Raw genomic sequence first — 18,467 nt, forward strand, 5'->3', positions numbered from 1 at the left:
TCTCTCCTTTGCTAAAGCGGCTTTCTATATCCGCCAATGCTTTCTGTAATTTTTCCGGCTGTGTGAAGCAGCTGCTCAACGATAACGGCCTTTCTTGCGAGCATGCGCTCCTTTGGCCCGGCGGTGCTGATCGCCGCCTTCATCACGCCATCCGGACCATAGACAGGCGCCGCCAGACAAAACAAACCTTCTTCATTTTCTTCATTGTCAACGGCATATCCCTGTTCCAAAAATGTCTGCAGCTGCTTTTCCAGCTCTTCTCTGGCAGTGATGGTATGCCCGGTAAACCGGATAAACTCCATGCGGTCGAGCAGCCCTTCCCTTTTGTCCTCCGGCATGAATGCCAAAAATGCCTTGCCAAGCCCGGTGCAATAAAGCGGTTTGCGCGAGCCGGGCTGTGCGGTTGTTCTGATTGACCTGTTGTTATCGATTTTTGCGATGTAGACGAGCTGATCATCGGATAGAACGGCCATAAACACCGTTTCCTGAACGCCGTCCATCAGCTGTTTTAAAAAAGGAACGCCCTGCGATGAAATGTCTATCGACTCCATGGCAGCGGTTCCAACTTGAATCAATTTTGCCCCCAGCCTGTAACGCTTGACAGCATCCTGCTGAAGGTAACCTTCATCCAAAAGTGTAGCGGCCAAATTGAATGTACTGCTCTGAGGCAGCGAAAGTTCTTTGCTGATTTCCTTTACGGTTAATCCATCCGGATGATTTGACAGCAATTCAAATATACGTACAACACGTACCGCGGATTTTACTGACATGACACCCTCCAAAATTCACATATGTGATTCAAAATCAGGATCCTGATAATTCGGACGTATTCTAAACAGAAAGAAGGCTCACGTCAACCATCCTATCAAACAAAAAAATTTTTTTATTAAACTTCAAATTACCAGTCTATCGAATCATTTATCTGAAGCATGCAGGATTCACCCGTTCTGCTGCGAATATCTCTTCTCAGGAAAACAAGACCATCAAGGGGGTTTATGTATGAAGAGAAAAATGATGATGTTCGGATTGGCGCTATCGATCATTGCAGGCGGCGTGGTCGCCGATGGAACGGGGAATGCAGCTCAAGCGGCCCCTCAGGAAACAGCCATCGCAAAAGATATCGAAAAATTCAGCAAAAAATTCAACGAGAACCGCGCCTATCAAACGATTTACCATTTAAGCGAAACGATCGGGCCGCGTGTGACAGGCACGGCAGAAGAAAAAAAGAGCGCCGCTTTTATCGCCTCACAGATGAAAAAGTCAAATCTGAAAGTAAGCACACAAAAGTTCAGCATACCTGACCGGCTGGAAGGAACGCTTACCGTTCAGGGAAATAACGTGCCTGCGCGGCCTGCCGCCGGTTCCGCCCCGACTGCAGCAGAAGGCTTAGCCGCTCCTCTCTATGATGCCGGCCTCGGCTTGCCCGGCGACTTCACAGAAGAAGCGAAAGGAAAAATCGCCGTCATTTTGAGAGGAGAGCTGACATTCTATGAAAAGGCCAAAAACGCTGCTGACGCAGGCGCAAGCGGAGTTATCATTTATAATAACGTCGACAGCCTCGTCCCTCTGACTCCGAATCTAAGCGGTAATAAAGTCGATATTCCAGTTGTCGGCGTCAAAAAGGAAGACGGGGAAAAGCTGCTTTCTGAACAAGAAGCGATCCTGAAGCTGAAAGCTCATAAAAATCAAACCTCGCAAAACGTAATCGGCGTCCGCAAAGCAAAAGGTGTCAAAAATCCTGACATCGTTTATGTGACTTCGCATTATGACAGCGTTCCATATGCACCGGGAGCCAATGACAATGCCTCCGGCACTTCAGTCGTCCTTGAACTGGCCCGAATTTTGAAGACAGTGCCAGCCGACAAAGAAATTCGCTTTATTACATTCGGAGCCGAAGAAATCGGACTCCTCGGTTCGCGCCATTATGTCAGCACATTGTCAAATCAGGAAGTCAAACGGAGCGTTGCCAACTTTAACTTAGATATGGTGGCGACAAGCTGGGAGAATGCTTCACAGCTGTACATCAATACGCCCGACGGTTCGGCAAACCTCGTCTGGCAGCTAAGTAAAGCCGCTTCTTTAAGCCTTGGAAAAGACGTATTATTTTTACATCAAGGCGGATCATCCGACCATGTCCCATTCCATGAAGCCGGCATCGACTCGGCCAACTTTATTTGGAGAGAGCCGGGAACAGGCGCTTTGGAGCCTTGGTACCACACCCCTTACGACACGATTGAACATATCAGCAAAGACAGGCTGAAAACAGCCGGTCAAATCGCGGGAACAGCTGTGTATAACTTCACCAAGAAGGAAAACAGAAAACCGTCTTACAGCTCAGTTGCCCAGTAATTTTAAAAAGGAGCAGATTGAAAATCTGCTCCTCCTTCTTTTCATAGACCCAAAGCGCCTTTCCTCCCCACCGCTTCCGTATCATCACCTTTTCAGCTATTCGTTATCTTTATTATCAAACAATCAATAAGCAACCAATATCAATTTGTTAATTTTTGTCTCTTTGCTTTTCCAATCTCCAAAAGAAAGCAAAAAAATGGAGCCGCATCTCGCGCTCCATTTTTCAATCCTTCATCAGCTTGATAAATCTGAAGCTCATCAAAATGCTGCCGATGGCAACCGCAATCATGACCATCCCCAGATCCTGAAAATGCCCCGCGGTTATTTCTTCTCCAAACAACAGACCCAGAATGACGGACGAAAAGATCGAGCCAAGATAGCGGCATGTTTGAAAAAGCCCCGAAGTCGTCCCGACGATGTCCGGCGGACTTGCCGTAAACATGGCAGCCTGCAGGGCGACATTGCCGAGGCCGTAGCTGACCCCGAGCAAAGAGAGGATGATGCCTTTCCACAACATCGGTGCATCGACAAAAAACAATGTGAGCAGGATAGCGCCCGCTGCCATTAAGCAAGAACCAATTAACACGGGCTGCGTTTCTCCTGAACGGTCAATCCATTTCCCGACGAAAGGCGAGATCAATACGCTCGTCCCGGACATGAACAGCATCAAAAGACCGCTCGTTTGAACGGAAAGGTGCATTTCATCCTGAAAATAACTCGGAAGTCCAAAAAACAAACAGTAGTTAAAGATGTTCAGCATAATAAATTGAGCATAGACCGAAGTTAACGTCCTGCGTGCGATCAACAGCCTGATATCAATAAACGGACTGTTCACTCTCAGCTCCCACCAAACAAACATCAAAAGCAAGACGAGTCCGAACATCCCCTCGGCAAAACGGGGCTCGCCCGTGCTCAATGAGAGCAGAAATGCCAGCAGGAGAACGATTCCGCCCGCAAACAGAAGAATTCCGGTGAGATCAAGCCGCTTGATCACGGCGCGGACATTTAAGCCGGCTTTTTTCTCATCTTTCGGGAACATGTACATCCCCAGCAAAAAGCTGAACAAAATAAATGGAAAGTTCACGAGGAAGATGGCGGGCCATCCCCCGAGTACGATTAAAAATCCCCCCACGGTCGGTCCAAAGGCGGTCATTGCCGAAGAAAAAATGGACAGCACACTGAGTGCAGACGCCTGCTTCTCATGAATGTGGCTTCTGATCAGGCCCACTCCCGAAGGGTAAATGGCGCCGCTCCCAATCGATTGAAACAAACGCATGATCAACAAGACGGAAAAAGCCGGTGCGAGAGGAGCGCCGATTGCCGATACGGCAACGAGAACAAGCCCTGACAAAAACATCTTTTTCCGGCCGATTAAATCGCCAATTTTTCCTGTGACAGGCTGTGCGACCGCACTGGCTAGATAAAAAGATGAAATCAGCCACGATACGGTTGCAAATGAAAGGTGAAACTCATGCTGGATGCTGTGCAGCGCCAAAGAAATCATTGAAGAGTTGAGCGGATTCAGCATCGTCCCTGATGCAACGGCTGTTAAAAACAGGGCCCGTTTCTTTTTCAATCCGGCCATTTACTTAGGGTACAGCAGCCTTTCGCCAGCTCCGCCCGCTTTACCGCCCGCCCCCGCTTCCCCGCTCATCAGACGGCTCCTATCATCACAGCCGAAAGCATTGAGGACGGCCCCGTATAAAGCAGCATCAAGCCGTTGCGACTCCCGGTTCATCATTGCTTCCGTTCCGTTTTGCAAACCGCATTCCGCACGTTTTTCAATATCCGATTTCATATTTAGACCTCCTCGTGCTCTTATCATTTTCTTGTTTTCCTTTTTCGATTCATGACAGTCATAACCTTTGATACAGAGGAGCGTTCTTCCTCTTTTCTGTTAGTTGAAAAACGCATTTGACGGAGCTGGCATAGTGAAAAGTTCAAAAAAACTTATCAGTACGCTGACAAAAGAAGAACGCCATCGCCGGGCCATGATTTCCAAAACAAAAAGCGGAAAGAAGTCGAGCGTCTTGCCGGAGATCAAGTGAAAGTGTGGATTAAGAGCGCGCTCGGCAAACTGCAGGGCAAATACCGGGCGGACGTCTTGAAATTCGGGTATCGAAAAAGCGGAAGGGAAATGGGATGAGATTTTCACCGAAGCCGATATTACATATCATGTTGATATCAACATTGACAACTTCGGGTCAAGCGGCAGAAAAAAATAGCAGCCGGGCATTTCTTTAGCCCGGCTTCCTTTTATTGATCCGCTTTTGTTCGAATATGAAGCATCTTTTCATCCAAGTAGTTCGCGATGTCAGCCGCTTCTTTCAGCTCATCAGTGAGCTGGTTCGGCACTTCATTGTTCAATTTGTAGTAGATTTTATGCTCGAGGCTCGCCCAGAAATCCATCGCGATCGTCCTGATTTGAATCTCCACCTTGGCGTGCTCGACGCGGTTGGTCAAGTAAACGGGCACTTCTACAATTAAGTGAAGACTCCTGTATCCGTTCGGCTTCGGATTTTTAATGTAGTCCTTCATTTTTAAAATTTTGATGTCTTCATGTTCCTTCAGCACTTCAACCATATTGTAAATGTCGGATAAAAACGAGCAGACGATTCTGAGACCGGCGATATCATTGATGTGCTCCTTAGCGGCCTTTGTCGTAATATCGCAGCCCTTCCGCACAAGCTTGTTAATCAGGCTTTCAAAGCTTTTCACCCTTGATTTCGTATGTTCAATCGGGTTGTGGCCGTGAATTAAATTATATTCCTGGCTGATAATCGAAAACTTCGTATCCATTTGATCCAAGGCAAATTTATAGACGAGGAGTTCGTTCTTCCAGTCCTCCATCAGGTTTCTCAAATCTTCTATCTGGGCTTCAGGCAGTCCTATCATCTTATCTATCGCCATATCCATTGTATTTTTCTCCTTATAACATCATTTCGTTTCGTTTTTTCAGTTAATAGACGGGTACCTCCATGGTAAAGTTTCGACTTAAAGCGGAGATCAAAAAATAGCCTGGTTTACCATTTTCCACATTTTTAAATTTATACCCCTTTCAAAAGTCATAAAACTATCATATTCTGTAATACCACTTTTCGGAGGTGAGAATATGTCATACTCTAATAGCTTCGCTTTGATTGTTGTATTATTTATTTTGCTGATCATTGTGGGCTCCGCTTTTGTAAAGTATTAATTCATTCGCGCACGAAGCCTTCTTCCGAAAAACTGCAGGTTCATATCGAAAGGCGCTCCGCTTTTCATATGAGCCTGTTTTTTTGTAATTTAAAAAGAATTTATTTCCACAATAACAAAAAATGTTTATAATAGGATAGGCTCTGAGCTGACGGCTGACGGCGCTCGGAAATAAAAACTCTCCCACAAATGAAACTTTTATACAACATTTTCGTCTTATACTGTTGTTAAGGCAATTCAATAACGGAAAGGAAAAGATCAATGTTAAATAAGCTAAGAATGTTGTATGAAAAAACAACAATGAAGTGGCTGCTCAACACTTCCTATTACTTTCTCATTCTGGTGCTGCTGTTTTTAATTTACGGATTCCATACAGCAAATACAGGTTCATATATTTATAATGACTTTTAATGGAGAAGAAAACAATGAAACTGATTGAAACAATTAAAAAATACGCGCAAACACAACCCGATACCCTTGCTTTTGTGAATGAAGAAGAAAAGCTGACATACGGAGAGCTTTGGTCACAATCTGAGCGCCTTGCCGCAAGGATTCAAAGCGAAGCTTTAACAGATGCTTCTCCGATCATTGTCTACGGACATATGAAACCGGTTATGGCGGTTTCCTTCCTGGCTTGTGTAAAAGCCGGGCATCCGTACATTCCAGTTGACGTATCGATTCCGGCAGACCGGATTCTGAAAATCATCAACAGTTCAAAAGCCGAGCTTCTGCTCAATAATTCAGGCACTTCGGTTGACACGGGAGATGCCCTCATTTCCGTAGTGGAACCGGGCGTTCTTGAAGGAGACGGGGTGCCGGAGACAGATCCCGGACGCTGGGTACATGGGGAAGATACTTTTTACATTATCTACACATCCGGAAGCACGGGAAATCCAAAAGGCGTGCAAATCTCAGCCGATAACCTTCAGAGCTTCACAGATTGGATCACGAATGACTTTCCGGTGGAAAGCGGCCAAGTGTTCTTAAATCAAGCCCCGTTTTCCTTTGATTTATCGGTAATGGACCTTTATCCGTGCCTGCAGTCCGGAGGCACCTTATGGACGGTTACGAAAGACATGATTAATCGGCCGAAACTATTGTTTGAAGCACTGAAACAGTCCAACGTCAACGTCTGGACATCGACGCCTTCATTCGCACAAATGTGCTTGATGGATCCGTCTTATTCGGAAGAGCTGCTTCCGGAGCTGAGCTTGTTTATGTTCTGCGGAGAAACGCTTCCTGCGTCAGTCGCCAGACAGCTTAAAGAAAGATTTCCAAAGGCTCGTGTTTTTAACACATACGGCCCGACCGAAGCGACCGTTGCCGTCACTTCCATCGAAGTAACAGACGACGTATTAAACAAGTATTCTTCTCTTCCCGTCGGTTCTGAAAAGCCCGAAACCGAAATCGTAATCATCAATGAAGACGGAAAAGCCGTCCAAGACGGGGAAAAAGGCGAGATCATAATTACCGGAGCAAGCGTCAGCAAAGGCTATTTAGGCGAAAAAGCGCTGACGGAAAAAGCGTTTTTCTCTTACAACGGCTCCCCTGCTTACCGCACCGGTGACGCAGGTTACAAAGAAAACGGCCAGCTCTTCTTCCTCGGAAGACTCGATTTCCAAATCAAACTGCACGGCTACCGGATTGAGCTTGAAGAAATCGAATATCAAATCAATCAGTCCCGATATGTGCAGTCGGCAGTCGTTATTCCATTCTACCGCGAGGAGAAAATCGAGTATCTGATCGCCATGATTGTGCCTGCCGAACACGATTTCGAAAAGGAATACCAGTTAACCAGCGCGATTAAGAAAGATTTGGGCAGCAAGCTGCCGGCCTATATGATTCCGAGAAAATTCATGTATCAAAAAGAGATTCCGATGACAGCAAACGGTAAAATCGACCGCAAGAGATTAAAAGAAGAGGTAACCGTATGACGCCTTATGGTTCATTTCTTTTCTTCATTATATTAGGAATTTTACTGGCGCCGACCATCATTCTCGGATTGAACGGAAAAAGCTTCCGCTTATATAATATGGCGGTTTCCGTTCTGGTTCTGGCGCTTATTTTTTCGAACAGCCTGCACGGGCTGATCATGCTGTGCCTGTTTACGCTTTGGCAGACGGTTCTGATCAAAGGCTATATCGCTTACCGTCTAAAAGCGAACAGCGGCATCGTATTTTGTCTGGCTGCAGCAGCTTCTATCCTGCCTCTGGCACTGTCAAAGCTGCTGCCGTTTTTCGCCGTTGACAACTGGGCAACATTTCTCGGAATCTCGTATTTAACTTTTAAAGGGGTTCAGCTCATCATTGAAACCCGCGACGGTCTCATTAAAAAGCAGCTCCCAATCAGCAGACTGCTTTACTTTATTCTCTTTTTTCCAACCATCTCGTCAGGTCCGATCGACAGGTACCGCCGTTTTGAAAAAGACGATCAGACGGTTTGGACAAAGGAGCAATACGAAGAACTGCTTTACAAAGGAATCAATAAAATTTTTCTCGGCTTTTTGTACAAATTCATTATCGGCTACTGCATTAATACGTATGTCATAATGAAACTGCCGTTTTTGACTTCCGGCAGCTTCTCGCATGGATTGGCATACATGTATGCGTACAGCCTTTATCTGTTTTTTGACTTCGCCGGATACACGGCTTTTGCGGTCGGCGTCAGCTATATCATGGGAATCAAATCCCCTGAAAACTTTAATAAGCCGTTCATCAGCCGCAATATTAAAGATTTCTGGAACCGCTGGCATATGTCGCTTTCCTTCTGGTTCAGAGACTACGTCTTCATGCGCTTTGTCCTTTGGATGACGAAGAAAAAATGGATCACAAACCGGATGGCTGTTTCCAATATCGGATATGTGCTGCTGTTCCTTCTGATGGGCGTCTGGCACGGCCTTGCCCCTCAGTACATCGTCTACGGGCTGTATCACGCGCTGCTCATGGTCGGCTTTAACTTCTTTGAAAAATGGAATAAGAAGCACAAGTGGTGGCCGAACAACAAGTGGACGACAGCCGTCTCAATTGTGGTGACCTTCCACTTTGTATGTTTTGGATTTTTAATTTTCTCAGGGAAACTAATACACTAAAAGGAGATTTTCATAATGGATTTTAATCAAGAAGTACTTTCAGTTTTAGCAGAGGTATGTCAGGACGATATCGTAAAGGAAAATCCGGATATTGATATATTCGAAGAGGGAATCCTCGATTCCTTCGGCACGGTGGAATTGCTGCTCGCATTCGAAAGCCATTTTAACATCACAGTGCCGATTACAGAGTTTGACCGGGATGCATGGAACACGCCAAATCAAATCATAAAGCAGCTGAATGAGTTGAGATAATGAAAAAGCGTTTTTTATTCGGGCCAATCATCTTGGCATTTTTACTTTTTTTCACCGCGATCTTGATCCCAAATGCATGGCTGACAAAGCTGGTTCCTAAAGATCGCGTCGAAACTTCAGCTACAGAATTAAACCCGATGATGTTCCAGGGGATGTATCTTCAAGGCAAAGCGCTTGAAGACCCGAAATATCTGCCGATTTTCGGATCATCGGAATTGTCCCGGTTAGATGCATTCCATCCGTCTAACTATTTTAAAGTAAACAATCAAGGGTTCACGCCTTACCTGGTCGGAAAAGGCGGCTCACAGTCCTTGATTCACGCGATCAACTTTGCGGCGCAGTCTGATCAATTAAAGGGCAAGAAAATCGTTTTCATTATCTCTCCGCAGTGGTTTCAAAAACACGGCTCGGACGAAGCCCACTTTGCGCCGAACTTCTCGGCTTTGCAGGCATACGATCTTGTGTTCAATCAAAATGTCGATTCCGGGCTGAAGAAAAAAATCATCAAACGCATGCTTAAATTTCATGCAGTGAAAAATGACGCTCTGCTTTCAGCCCTTTTTAAAGCCGAGCTCGACCAGGACAAGGTGGCACTGTCTCTTCTGACGCCGCCGGCAAAAGCTTACCAAAGCATTCTGGAGAAAAAGGACATCTATTATTCCATGGTTGAAGGAGACGGACCGAAGCGGACCATTTCCCAAGATGTAAAAAACAAATCGTGGGATGAATTAAAACAGATGGCCGAAAAGGTCGGCGCCAAAGAATCCCGGAACAATGAGTTTAAAATCTCAAACGGCGTTTATAAGAAATTGAAGCCGAAGCTGAAAAAGCTTAAAGGCCATAATAAAAAGATGAACTATGCCGAGTCCGTCGAGTTCCACGATTTCCATCTCATGATGGATGTTTTGAAAGAATCCGGCGCAGAACCGCTGTTCATCTCGGTTCCGGTCCACGGCAAATTTTACGACTATACCGGCTTCCCTAAAAAAGGCCGGACGGATTTCTATAAAAAGATCAAAAAAGAAATCGAACAAGAGGGCTTTCAAGTTGCTGATTTAACGAATCATGAATATGATCCGTACTTCTTGAAAGATACGCTCCACCTTGGCTGGAAAGGCTGGGTTTACGTCGATCAGGAGATCGAAGCTTTTTATAAAAAGTCATCATAAAAAAGGATTCCCCGCTGGGGAGTCCCTTTTTTTCTGTTTTAAATTTTTAATGTTTCCAAAAATTCTATTTTACAAATTTCTCTGAAATCTATTGCGATTATCAAGAGAAGGTTTAAAATAGAAGATAAATATTTTTTGGAAAAAGACTAGAAACGGCAGGGAGAATGAATATGACAAAACAAACGATCAGCGTACAGCTCAGTACAGCAAAAAAGCAAAAGCCAGAGGCTGACAAGCTCGAATTCGGCCGGACCTTTACCGACCACATGTTTATCATGGACTATACGGCTGAAAACGGCTGGCACGATCTGAGAATCGTTCCTTACCAGCCGATTGAAATGGACCCGGCTGCAATGGTTTACCACTACGGACAATCCGTTTTTGAAGGATTAAAAGCTTATTTATCAAGCGAAGGCAGAGTTCTTCTGTTCAGACCTGAAAAAAACTTCGAGAGACTCAATAAATCCAACGACCGCCTCTGCATTCCCCGGATTGATCCTGAAATCGTTCTGGAAGGGCTGAAGCAGCTGGTTCAGATCGACAAGGAATGGATTCCTCAAGCTGAGGGGACATCCCTTTATATCCGTCCGTTCATTATTTCAACAGAACCGTACCTTGGCGTCGCCCCATCCAATATGTATAAAATGCTGATCATTTTATCGCCGGTCGGATCTTATTACAAAGAAGGCATCCGCCCTGTGAAAATTGCTGTTGAAAGCGAATTTGTCCGTGCTGTGGCAGGCGGTACAGGCAATGCGAAAACGGCCGGAAACTACGCTGCGAGCCTGAAGGCTCAGGAAGTTGCGGAAAGCAAAGGCTTCTCACAAGTGCTGTGGCTTGACGGAGTTGAAAAGAAATACATTGAAGAAGTAGGCAGCATGAACATCTTCTTCAAAATCAGCGGTGAAATTGTCACTCCGGCTCTAAACGGAAGCATTTTGGAAGGCATTACGAGAAACTCCGTCATCCATCTCTTAAAACAATGGGGACTCTCCGTAACCGAAAGAAAAATTTCAGTTGATGAACTGGTTCAGGCTCACAAAGACGGCCTGCTTGAGGAAGCATTCGGCACCGGAACCGCCGCTGTCATTTCCCCCGTCGGCGAGCTGATCTGGAAAGACGAAAGCCTTGTGATCAACAACGGTCAAACTGGAGAAATCGCCAAAAGGCTCTACCAAACGATCACCGGTATTCAAAAAGGCGCTTTGCCTGACACATTCGGCTGGACAGTTGAAGTTGATAAAGTAAGCCAGTCCTGCTAAGCGGTTTAAGCTCTCTTTTGCAAAAAAGAGGGCTTGCACCCTTATCGTAAAATTCGCCGGCGGCAGGCTCTGTTTCCACCCTACTTGCCTCTTTTTCAATCCGACTTGCAATCCCTCCCGCATAAAACGATTCCATTTTATATACTTTATGTTAAAATTATCAATAACCATGCCGGAAAGGAGAGATTATCCGTTCTGATGTAACACGCAAATCAAGAAAGGACGCTGAACGATGGATCAAACAAAATTGAGCGTCTGGGAAAAGAATTACACGTTCCTTTTCATCTCCAGGCTAATCAAAATCTCTGCTGACTGTTTTGCCTTCAATTCTATTTTATGGTTTTTAATCTTTGACGGAAAAGGTGCAATCGGCACTTCCCTGCTTCTTGCCGTCACTTTTCTCCCCGAAGCCTTTTTGGCGCCGATTACAGGGCCTTTAGTCAAAAGAAGCGCCCTGAAATTCTGGATGTACTTTTCGGATTTAACAAGGGCAGCCGTCGTCATTACTATACCGATTTGCTATTTAAACGGCTTTTCACCGATGTGGTTTGTTTTAGGCCTCATGATCATCCATTCGGCAACAGGCGCGACATATAACCCGGCGTCAATTACGCTGATTCCGCAGATCGTGAACGAAAATCTCATCCAAAAAGCCAACGCGATTCTCCAGTCTTCTTCAGAAATCATCAGGCTGGGAGCCGTTACATTGTGCGGAGTGCTGCTGACTTTTATCGGTCCTGCAACGACTTTGGTCTTTTCATTTATCTTTTATATCATATCGGGCCTATTCATGCTTTGCATCAAATACAGCATCACCCGGACTCATTCACAGTCTAAGTCTCTTGCTCAAAGAGGTACATATTTTGCGAGATTAAAAAGAGGATTTACATTGGTGAAAAACCACAAAATATTATATCCGCTCGCGATTTATTGCATCTTCATGAACCTGGCGGCTTCACCCTGGGAAGCCCTTTCCGCGGTATATGTTGCTGAGGATTTAAACGGAACGCCGTTCATCCACTCGCTGCTGAAGGCGACGACGGCAGGAGGAGCATTTTTACTGGGATTTATCCTTGCAAAAGTAAAAATCAACAGGTACGGACTCCTTTTTATTACGGCAGGCATTCTCGAAGGTGCAGCTTATTTTATCGCAGGACTGAATACTTTCCTGCCGCTCGTATTTCTCGCCGCCTTTGCATTCGGGGCAGCCATCAGCTCGATTAATGTCCCCGAATTCACGATTATCCAGACATCTGTCGAAGGGGATGACCAGCCTCAAGTGTTTGCAGTCATCCATATGATCACAAATCTATCGCTTCCTTTAGGGGCAATTGCCTGCGGATATGCCGCAAAAATGCTTGGCGCGGGAAACGTGATTGCAATCGGCGGCTTCATCGAAATCATTGCGGGCATCGGCATCCTCATATTTACTCAGCTTGCCAGGGCCCGGCGGTCAGATCTGATAAAAGAAAAAGAAGCTAGCGCAAATATGTAGTACGAATGTGACGGCCGCAGTTTCACCGGGTCAGGCGGGCGCAGCGGCGCCTCCAACAATGAAAAGGTTCCGGCAAACACACCGGAACCTCAAATCTATTCCTATGCTTCTACAGATCTAAAAAACTGCGGAAGATGCTCTTTATGCGCTTCAAGCATTTCGTCCAGTATTTGTTTCGCAATTTTGTCGGACGGAACGAGCGGGTTGATCGTCATGGCCACAAGTGCAGTGTTGTAATCGCCTGTAACAGCCGCTTCAGCCGCAACGCGTTCGAACGATTTAATTTGCTGGACAAGACCTCTCACGGTGACAGGCAAATCTCCGACCGCGATCGGTTTCGGCCCGTTTTTCGTCATGACACAGTTGACTTCCACTGCGGAGTCATCAGGAATGCTTGCGATCGCTCCGTTATTCATCGTGTTAACAGGTTGAATATCGTGCTTGTCATTGTAAATCGAGCTGATCAAGTTGCAGGCGGCATCACTGTAATATGCGCCGCCGCGCTTTTCAAGCTGGGGCGGTTTGATCGCCAGCTCCGGATCTTTATACAGCTCAAACAATTCCTTTTCAACTTGCTGAACAACCTCTGCACGCGTTCCTTCCGTTTTTGAAGCCTCCAGTTCGTGTTCAAGCATTTCCTGTGTTTTATAGTAGTAGCGGTGGTAGCCGCACGGAATCAGGCCAAGGCCGCGGATAAAGTCGGGTTCCCACGATTCTCCGGAGATATTTTTCATCGTCATCGCATTTTCTGGATCTGCCATCGCTTCGATCACTTTGTCTTTGACGCTGACGCCGTCAAGGAAAACGTCGAGTCCGAACACCATATGATTTAATCCTGCAAATTGAATGTCTATGCGGCTTTCATCAACATCGAGCGCCTTTGCAACCCCCATCTTCATGCCGATCGGCACATTGCAGAGCCCGACGACTTTTTTCAAATTAGAATAGCGGAGCAGCGCTTCAGTCACCATGCCTGCCGGGTTGGTAAAATTGACAAGCCACGCGTCGGGGCACAGTTCTCCGATGTCTTTTGCAATCTCAAGGATGACCGGAATGGTGCGAAGCCCCTTGAAAAGGCCGCCCGGTCCATTTGTTTCCTGACCGATCACCCCGTATTTTAAAGGAATTCGTTCATCTTTTGCTCTCGCTTCGAGCAAGCCGACGCGGAATTGCGTCGTGACAAAATCAGCGTCTTTTAAAGCCTCCCTGCGGTCTAGCGTCAGATGGACTTTGATCGGGACGCCTGCTTTTTCGACCATTCGCTTCGCCAGCGTGCCGACGATATTAAGTTTTTCTTCCCCTTCCGGTATATCGACGAGCCAGAGCTCGCTGACCGGAAGCTCGTCATGCCGTTTGATTAATCCCTCGACAAGCTCGGGCGTATAACTTGAACCTCCGCCAATTGTTACGATTTTCAATCCTTTTTTCATCAATTGACACCTCCGTGGATATTCATTTTTTCATAGAGCTCGACAATCTCCGCGGCCAAATCTTTCATGGTCATCGCATTCATTAAATGATCCTGGGCATGAATCATGAGCAGTGAAGGTTCGGTTTTCGCACCCTTCGCTTCATTTTGAATCAAAGCTGTCTGAAAGTGATGCGCCCTGATCAGTTCTTCGTCAGCCGCCCGGATCTTTTCTTTTGCAGCTGCGAAATCTCCCTTTTTGGCTTCGGCTATCGCTTCCATGCAAAAGCTCCTGCCGTTTCCTCCGTGAAGGATAATTTGAAATATCGTTCGTTCCAATTCCTCGGACATTTTGGCACCCCTTTTCTATACACTGACCTGTTGACCATCGCTTGCAGCCGTTCCGGTCTCCAGTTCGCTCTCTTCTTTCAGCTTTTGTTTATCCCACATTCTAAAGAACGGATAGTATACGACAAACGAGATCAACAGATTGATCAGCTGCATGACCGCTCCGGAAATTTTCCCTCCTGTTGCCAAATATCCGGAAAAGCCGGGCGGCATCGTCCACGGCACGGCAATCCCAGCCGGCTTTGCAACAAGACCTGTGCTCATTCCAATATAGGTTGCCGTTATCATCAGCAGCGGCGACACGATGAACGGGATCAGCAGCATCGGGTTCATGACGATCGGCATGCCGAAGATAATCGGTTCGTTGATGTTAAAAACAGCGGGGCCGATGGCGAGTCTGCCGAGCTGTTTCATTTGCTTGCTTCGCGCCCTAAGAAACATCGTAATGACCAAAGCCAAAGTAGCGCCGCTGCCGCCGATGTTGATCCAAATCTCAAAAAACTGCGTCGTAAATATGTTCGGGAGCGCTTCTCCGGCTTGGAAAGCGAGACGGTTTTCGTCCATCGCTCCGTACCAGATCGGCGACATCACTCCGCCGACAATGTTTGCTCCATGAAGGCCGCAGGACCACAGCAGCATTTTCACAGTTTCGGCAATAAGGCTTCCGCCGAGACTGCCGCCAAGGACGGAAAGAGGCGTTCCCAAAAGGACGTTGACGACATTATGGAGGCTTTCAAACGGCGTCATTTCAATTAAAAGGCGGGCCGCCCAGATCGAGCCGATAACGGCGAATCCCGGAATCAGAGCGATAAATGATTTGCTGACAGCCGGCGGTACGCCGTCCGGCATTTTGACGACAATATCCTTTTGAACGACCCAGCGGTAAACCTCAGTGGAGAACATCGCGATCAGCATGCCGACAAACAGACCTTTGCTTCCCATTAATGAAATCGGGATGCCGCCTGACACTAAAATTTCCTCTGTTGCGCCTTCGGGTGTGAACGGAATCTGGTAGGGGGTCGCAAGCAGAAAAGCTGCTACGGCAATGGCGCCCGATGACAGGGCATCGATATCATATTTCTCCGCCAGACGGTAGGCGATGCCAAACGTGGCGATCAGCGCCATAATGTCAAAGCTGACATTAACCGGATAGCTTAATTTCTCAGCCCATTGATCGCCGAAAATCCCCGCCATGAATTCCGGATATCTCGGAATCGGCAAATTGGCTAAAATGAGAAACAGCGATCCGATAATGATTAATGGCATGGTCAGAATAATGCCGTCTCTGAGAGCCTGCAAATGGCGCTGGGCGGCAATTCTGCCGGCAACCGGCATGATCTTCTCCTCTAAAAATGCATTAAACTTGTTCACTTGTGCCGCCTCCTTTAAGAGCCGGCAAGCTGTTCGGCGGATTTTAACACTTCAGCTCCATTACAAGTTCCGTAATGGACCGTATTGATGACATCGACGGGTACACCTTTCGATTCTCCTAATTTTTTTAATTGCGGGAGCATGTAACGGACTTGCGGGCCAAGAAGCAATACGTCGGCTTTATCGATATGATTCTGAACCTCTCCTCCGGAAACGGCCCAGATTTTATAGTCTTTTCCTTGTTCCTCTGCACTTTTTTCCATTTTCGTCACAAGCAGACTCGTTGACATTCCTGCGGCGCAAGCTAATAAGATATTCATGTTAAATAGTCCCCCTTTTACGTATCGTGTCTGATCTCTCTTACAGTTTCATCATATAATGAAACCGTTTTCATATACACTTAATGATTTTCCTCAGCGAAGAGGAAAAAAGACAAGGGGACATCTTCATTTGGCATATCGATGAGCCGGCCCGCTTTTTTTAAAGACGGACATAAACTCCCAGTACGTTTTGCATTTCAGGAGTTCCCGGACAATCGCCCTGTCATCTAAAACACGGCCCAAAAATTTGTACATCTCCTGCAAATTTGCTGTATTGTCCTTTTCTACACAAAGAAGGCAGACGAATTGAACCCTCTTATTCTCCCAGACTATCGGTTTTTGCAGCGTGCAAACCGCCCAAAAAGTTGAAGCGGTTTTTGGTGTCATCGGATGCGGAATCGCAACCAGATTGCCGAAGCAAGTGGGCGCAACGGCCTCCCGTTCAAAGACCGAGGCTTCAAGCCCCGCGTCTGCAAGCCCTGATTGCGTCACTTTTCCGCACAGAAAGCGAAGGACATCCTCTCTTGAAGACAGACTTTCCCGCAAAAAGACAAGCTCTTTTCTCGTATAAGTCGAAGCGATTCCGTCATCTTCGGCAAGCACTTGTTCTATTTTCGTTAAATCTCCCCCTCCCAGTATTGTGTTTACTTGAATCACCGGAATGGGAAGATCATCGGACAGCGGTATTGTGCTGATAACAAAGTCGAGTGCATGGAGCGACATTTGATTCAGCTTGTAGTAATCAACCGTTCCAAGGATCTCAAGCTTTGAACCGAATGTTGCCCGCAGTCTGTCCTGAAGCAGCATGGCGCTTCCGGCCCCTGAAGCACAGACAATCATACAGCGTTTTGAGGGCCTGTTCATGTTTCTTCTTTCCATGGCTGCGCCTATATGCAACGCGAGGTAGCCGACCTCGCTTTCCTGAATGTCAAATCCCGTCTCTCTTTTGATGACTTCACCGGCTTGAATACCCGCTTCAAATGCGAGCGGATAATTGGCCTTAATTGCATCCAGCATTGGATTTCTGATATTCATGCCGTATCTGCAGCGATTCAAAGCCGGTTTTAGGTGAAGGCCGAGACCGATTTTTAATTCTTTGTCATCCCCAATGCCGAGGGTGAATTTTTGATCGATGGTTTTCATGATCAATTGCGTCAGCCGGTCTGTCTCTTCTTCATCCATCATGCTTTCGATTGCACCGCTGCGAATGGCGGCCATAACCGTCCTTTTCGCGCCAAGCAAATGGATGGCGATGTAGGCCGTTTCTTTTTCTGGAAACGCCACGTGCAGCTTTTGTTCAAGAGTGCGGACAATCGCCCTCGCCACTTCATATTCTTTATGATTCATAATCTCCTTTACATCTTTGGAATAAAGAGAAACATGTTTGCCGCTTCGGATGCGTTTGCATGCAATGGCGACGTGGATGAGAAGATTGTTTAGTCCGATATCTGAAAGAGAAATTTGATCTTCGCTTATTTTTTCTAAAATCGTTTGACGGATCATAGCAAGCTCTTCTTTTGGGAGAATGGATATCCGGGTGTTCATAATATCAATATCCGTTTCCCGCTTTGGAAAAAGGTGCTCTGCGATGCACGATCGCAGCTTCATCTCATCTCCCTTCAGCTTAAAGCCGTAATTCGGCTTGATCTTCAGCTCAATGTCGTAAGGTTTAAGCCTTTTCTTCACATCTCTCATATCGTTTTGGACCGTCGATTTGCTGATATACATCTCAGCGGCTAAATCTTCAAGTTTGACATACTCCTCAGTTAAGAGAAGCCTTTTTAATAAATAGAGAATACGCTCATTTGGAAAAACGGGAGTAGAAAGCTCTTGATGAAATGTGTGCTGCAGAAGCTGGCGAAAGAGGCGGTCATTCTTGATGGAGAGCCGATAGCCTGCACCCCTGATCGATTGGACGGCAGCGCCGTTTTTGGAGAGAAGCCGGTCTAATTCTTTCACATCTGATCTGATCGTCCGAGAGGTCACATTTAGCTCATTGGCCAAATATGCGCTGGTTAATGGTGATTCTGCCCCTATCAATTCGCCGAGGATAAGCTTAAGCCGAGCATTGAGCATAGAAAAAGACCCTCCCACTAAGATACTTGAACCGAGAACAAACCTATACACTCAGGTATATTCATTTTTTTGTGAAATTTGTCTCATAGTTAAGTAAATTCTATTATGACTGCGCTTTCAAGTCAATTTGGCCT

18 protein-coding genes are annotated in these 18,467 nt (G+C 46.3%); 9 read left to right on the forward strand and 9 right to left on the reverse strand.

Annotated elements, in window-relative coordinates; translation table 11 throughout:
* Nucleotides 1-11: 11 nt before the first annotated feature.
* Nucleotides 12-770 (reverse strand): IclR family transcriptional regulator, encoded by a 759-nt coding sequence (locus H7F26_RS04775; protein ID WP_003186268.1) that lies wholly within the window; start codon nt 768-770, stop codon nt 12-14.
* 229 nt (nt 771-999) lie between these two features.
* Between H7F26_RS04775 and H7F26_RS04780 the strand changes: the two genes are divergently transcribed.
* Nucleotides 1,000-2,349, forward strand: a complete 1,350-nt coding sequence (locus H7F26_RS04780) for a M28 family peptidase (RefSeq protein ID WP_003186270.1) — start codon at nt 1,000-1,002, stop codon at nt 2,347-2,349.
* 223 nt (nt 2,350-2,572) lie between these two features.
* Here the strand turns inward: H7F26_RS04780 and H7F26_RS04785 are convergent, their stop codons facing one another.
* The 3 genes from H7F26_RS04785 to H7F26_RS04795 all read right to left on the reverse strand — a co-directional run bounded on the left by H7F26_RS04785 (nt 2,573) and on the right by H7F26_RS04795 (nt 5,244).
* Nucleotides 2,573-3,934, reverse strand: coding sequence for an MFS transporter (locus H7F26_RS04785; protein ID WP_003186272.1), 1,362 nt, complete (start codon nt 3,932-3,934; stop codon nt 2,573-2,575).
* On the reverse strand, nt 3,935-4,147 hold the full coding sequence (locus H7F26_RS04790) for a hypothetical protein (RefSeq protein ID WP_003186274.1): 213 nt from the start codon (nt 4,145-4,147) through the stop codon (nt 3,935-3,937).
* A 458-nt stretch (nt 4,148-4,605) separates the two neighbouring features.
* The gene (locus H7F26_RS04795) at nt 4,606-5,244 is read right to left on the reverse strand and encodes a GTP pyrophosphokinase YwaC (protein ID WP_031314764.1); all 639 of its coding nucleotides are present in this window, start codon (nt 5,242-5,244) and stop codon (nt 4,606-4,608) included.
* Nucleotides 5,245-5,461: 217 nt separating this feature from the next.
* On the opposite strand from H7F26_RS04795, the gene H7F26_RS04800 reads away from it, so the two are divergent.
* The 8 genes from H7F26_RS04800 (at nt 5,462) to H7F26_RS04835 (ending at nt 12,810) form a co-directional block, all read left to right on the forward strand.
* Nucleotides 5,462-5,545 (forward strand): YjcZ family sporulation protein, encoded by an 84-nt coding sequence (locus H7F26_RS04800; RefSeq protein WP_016885663.1) that lies wholly within the window; start codon nt 5,462-5,464, stop codon nt 5,543-5,545.
* A 260-nt stretch (nt 5,546-5,805) separates the two neighbouring features.
* On the forward strand, nt 5,806-5,955 hold the full coding sequence (locus tag H7F26_RS04805; RefSeq protein WP_003186278.1) for a teichoic acid D-Ala incorporation-associated protein DltX: 150 nt from the start codon (nt 5,806-5,808) through the stop codon (nt 5,953-5,955).
* Nucleotides 5,956-5,969: 14 nt separating this feature from the next.
* Complete coding sequence (gene dltA / locus H7F26_RS04810; protein WP_003186280.1) at nt 5,970-7,478, forward strand: D-alanine--poly(phosphoribitol) ligase subunit DltA; 1,509 nt, start codon at nt 5,970-5,972, stop codon at nt 7,476-7,478.
* Entirely contained in the window at nt 7,475-8,632 is a 1,158-nt protein-coding gene (gene dltB / locus H7F26_RS04815) for a D-alanyl-lipoteichoic acid biosynthesis protein DltB (protein WP_003186281.1), read from the forward strand. The genes dltA and dltB overlap by 4 nt, the downstream gene beginning before the upstream one ends.
* 15 nt (nt 8,633-8,647) lie before the next feature.
* Nucleotides 8,648-8,884, forward strand: a complete 237-nt coding sequence (gene dltC / locus H7F26_RS04820) for a D-alanine--poly(phosphoribitol) ligase subunit 2 (RefSeq protein ID WP_003186284.1) — start codon at nt 8,648-8,650, stop codon at nt 8,882-8,884.
* Nucleotides 8,884-10,053 carry a D-alanyl-lipoteichoic acid biosynthesis protein DltD gene (gene dltD / locus H7F26_RS04825; protein WP_003186286.1) on the forward strand — a complete coding sequence of 390 codons (1,170 nt, stop codon included), beginning with the start codon at nt 8,884-8,886 and terminating at the stop codon, nt 10,051-10,053. The genes dltC and dltD overlap by 1 nt, the downstream gene beginning before the upstream one ends.
* A 170-nt stretch (nt 10,054-10,223) precedes the next feature.
* Entirely contained in the window at nt 10,224-11,315 is a 1,092-nt protein-coding gene (locus H7F26_RS04830; RefSeq protein WP_003186288.1) for a branched-chain amino acid aminotransferase, read from the forward strand.
* Between the two features lie 232 nt (nt 11,316-11,547).
* Nucleotides 11,548-12,810, forward strand: coding sequence for an MFS transporter (locus tag H7F26_RS04835; RefSeq protein ID WP_003186290.1), 1,263 nt, complete (start codon nt 11,548-11,550; stop codon nt 12,808-12,810).
* Between the two features lie 101 nt (nt 12,811-12,911).
* On the opposite strand, the gene licH is transcribed toward H7F26_RS04835, so the two are convergent.
* The 5 genes from licH to H7F26_RS04860 all read right to left on the reverse strand — a co-directional run bounded on the left by licH (nt 12,912) and on the right by H7F26_RS04860 (nt 18,333).
* Nucleotides 12,912-14,240 (reverse strand): 6-phospho-beta-glucosidase LicH, encoded by a 1,329-nt coding sequence (gene licH, locus H7F26_RS04840; RefSeq protein WP_017474086.1) that lies wholly within the window; start codon nt 14,238-14,240, stop codon nt 12,912-12,914.
* Nucleotides 14,240-14,569 carry a PTS lactose/cellobiose transporter subunit IIA gene (locus H7F26_RS04845; protein WP_003186294.1) on the reverse strand — a complete coding sequence of 110 codons (330 nt, stop codon included), beginning with the start codon at nt 14,567-14,569 and terminating at the stop codon, nt 14,240-14,242. Before H7F26_RS04845 ends, licH begins: the two co-directional genes overlap by 1 nt.
* Before the next feature lie 15 nt (nt 14,570-14,584).
* Complete coding sequence (gene celB / locus H7F26_RS04850; RefSeq protein WP_061565868.1) at nt 14,585-15,937, reverse strand: PTS cellobiose transporter subunit IIC; 1,353 nt, start codon at nt 15,935-15,937, stop codon at nt 14,585-14,587.
* Nucleotides 15,938-15,951: 14 nt separating this feature from the next.
* Nucleotides 15,952-16,257: a PTS lichenan transporter subunit IIB gene (licB, locus tag H7F26_RS04855; protein WP_003186297.1), complete on the reverse strand. Its 306-nt coding sequence runs from the start codon at nt 16,255-16,257 to the stop codon at nt 15,952-15,954.
* 126 nt (nt 16,258-16,383) lie between these two features.
* Nucleotides 16,384-18,333, reverse strand: a complete 1,950-nt coding sequence (locus H7F26_RS04860) for a BglG family transcription antiterminator (protein WP_003186299.1) — start codon at nt 18,331-18,333, stop codon at nt 16,384-16,386.
* Between the last annotated feature and the right edge of the window lie 134 nt (nt 18,334-18,467).

This window comes from Bacillus sp. PAMC28748 (assembly GCF_014250415.1).
Classification (GTDB): domain Bacteria; phylum Bacillota; class Bacilli; order Bacillales; family Bacillaceae; genus Bacillus; species Bacillus licheniformis.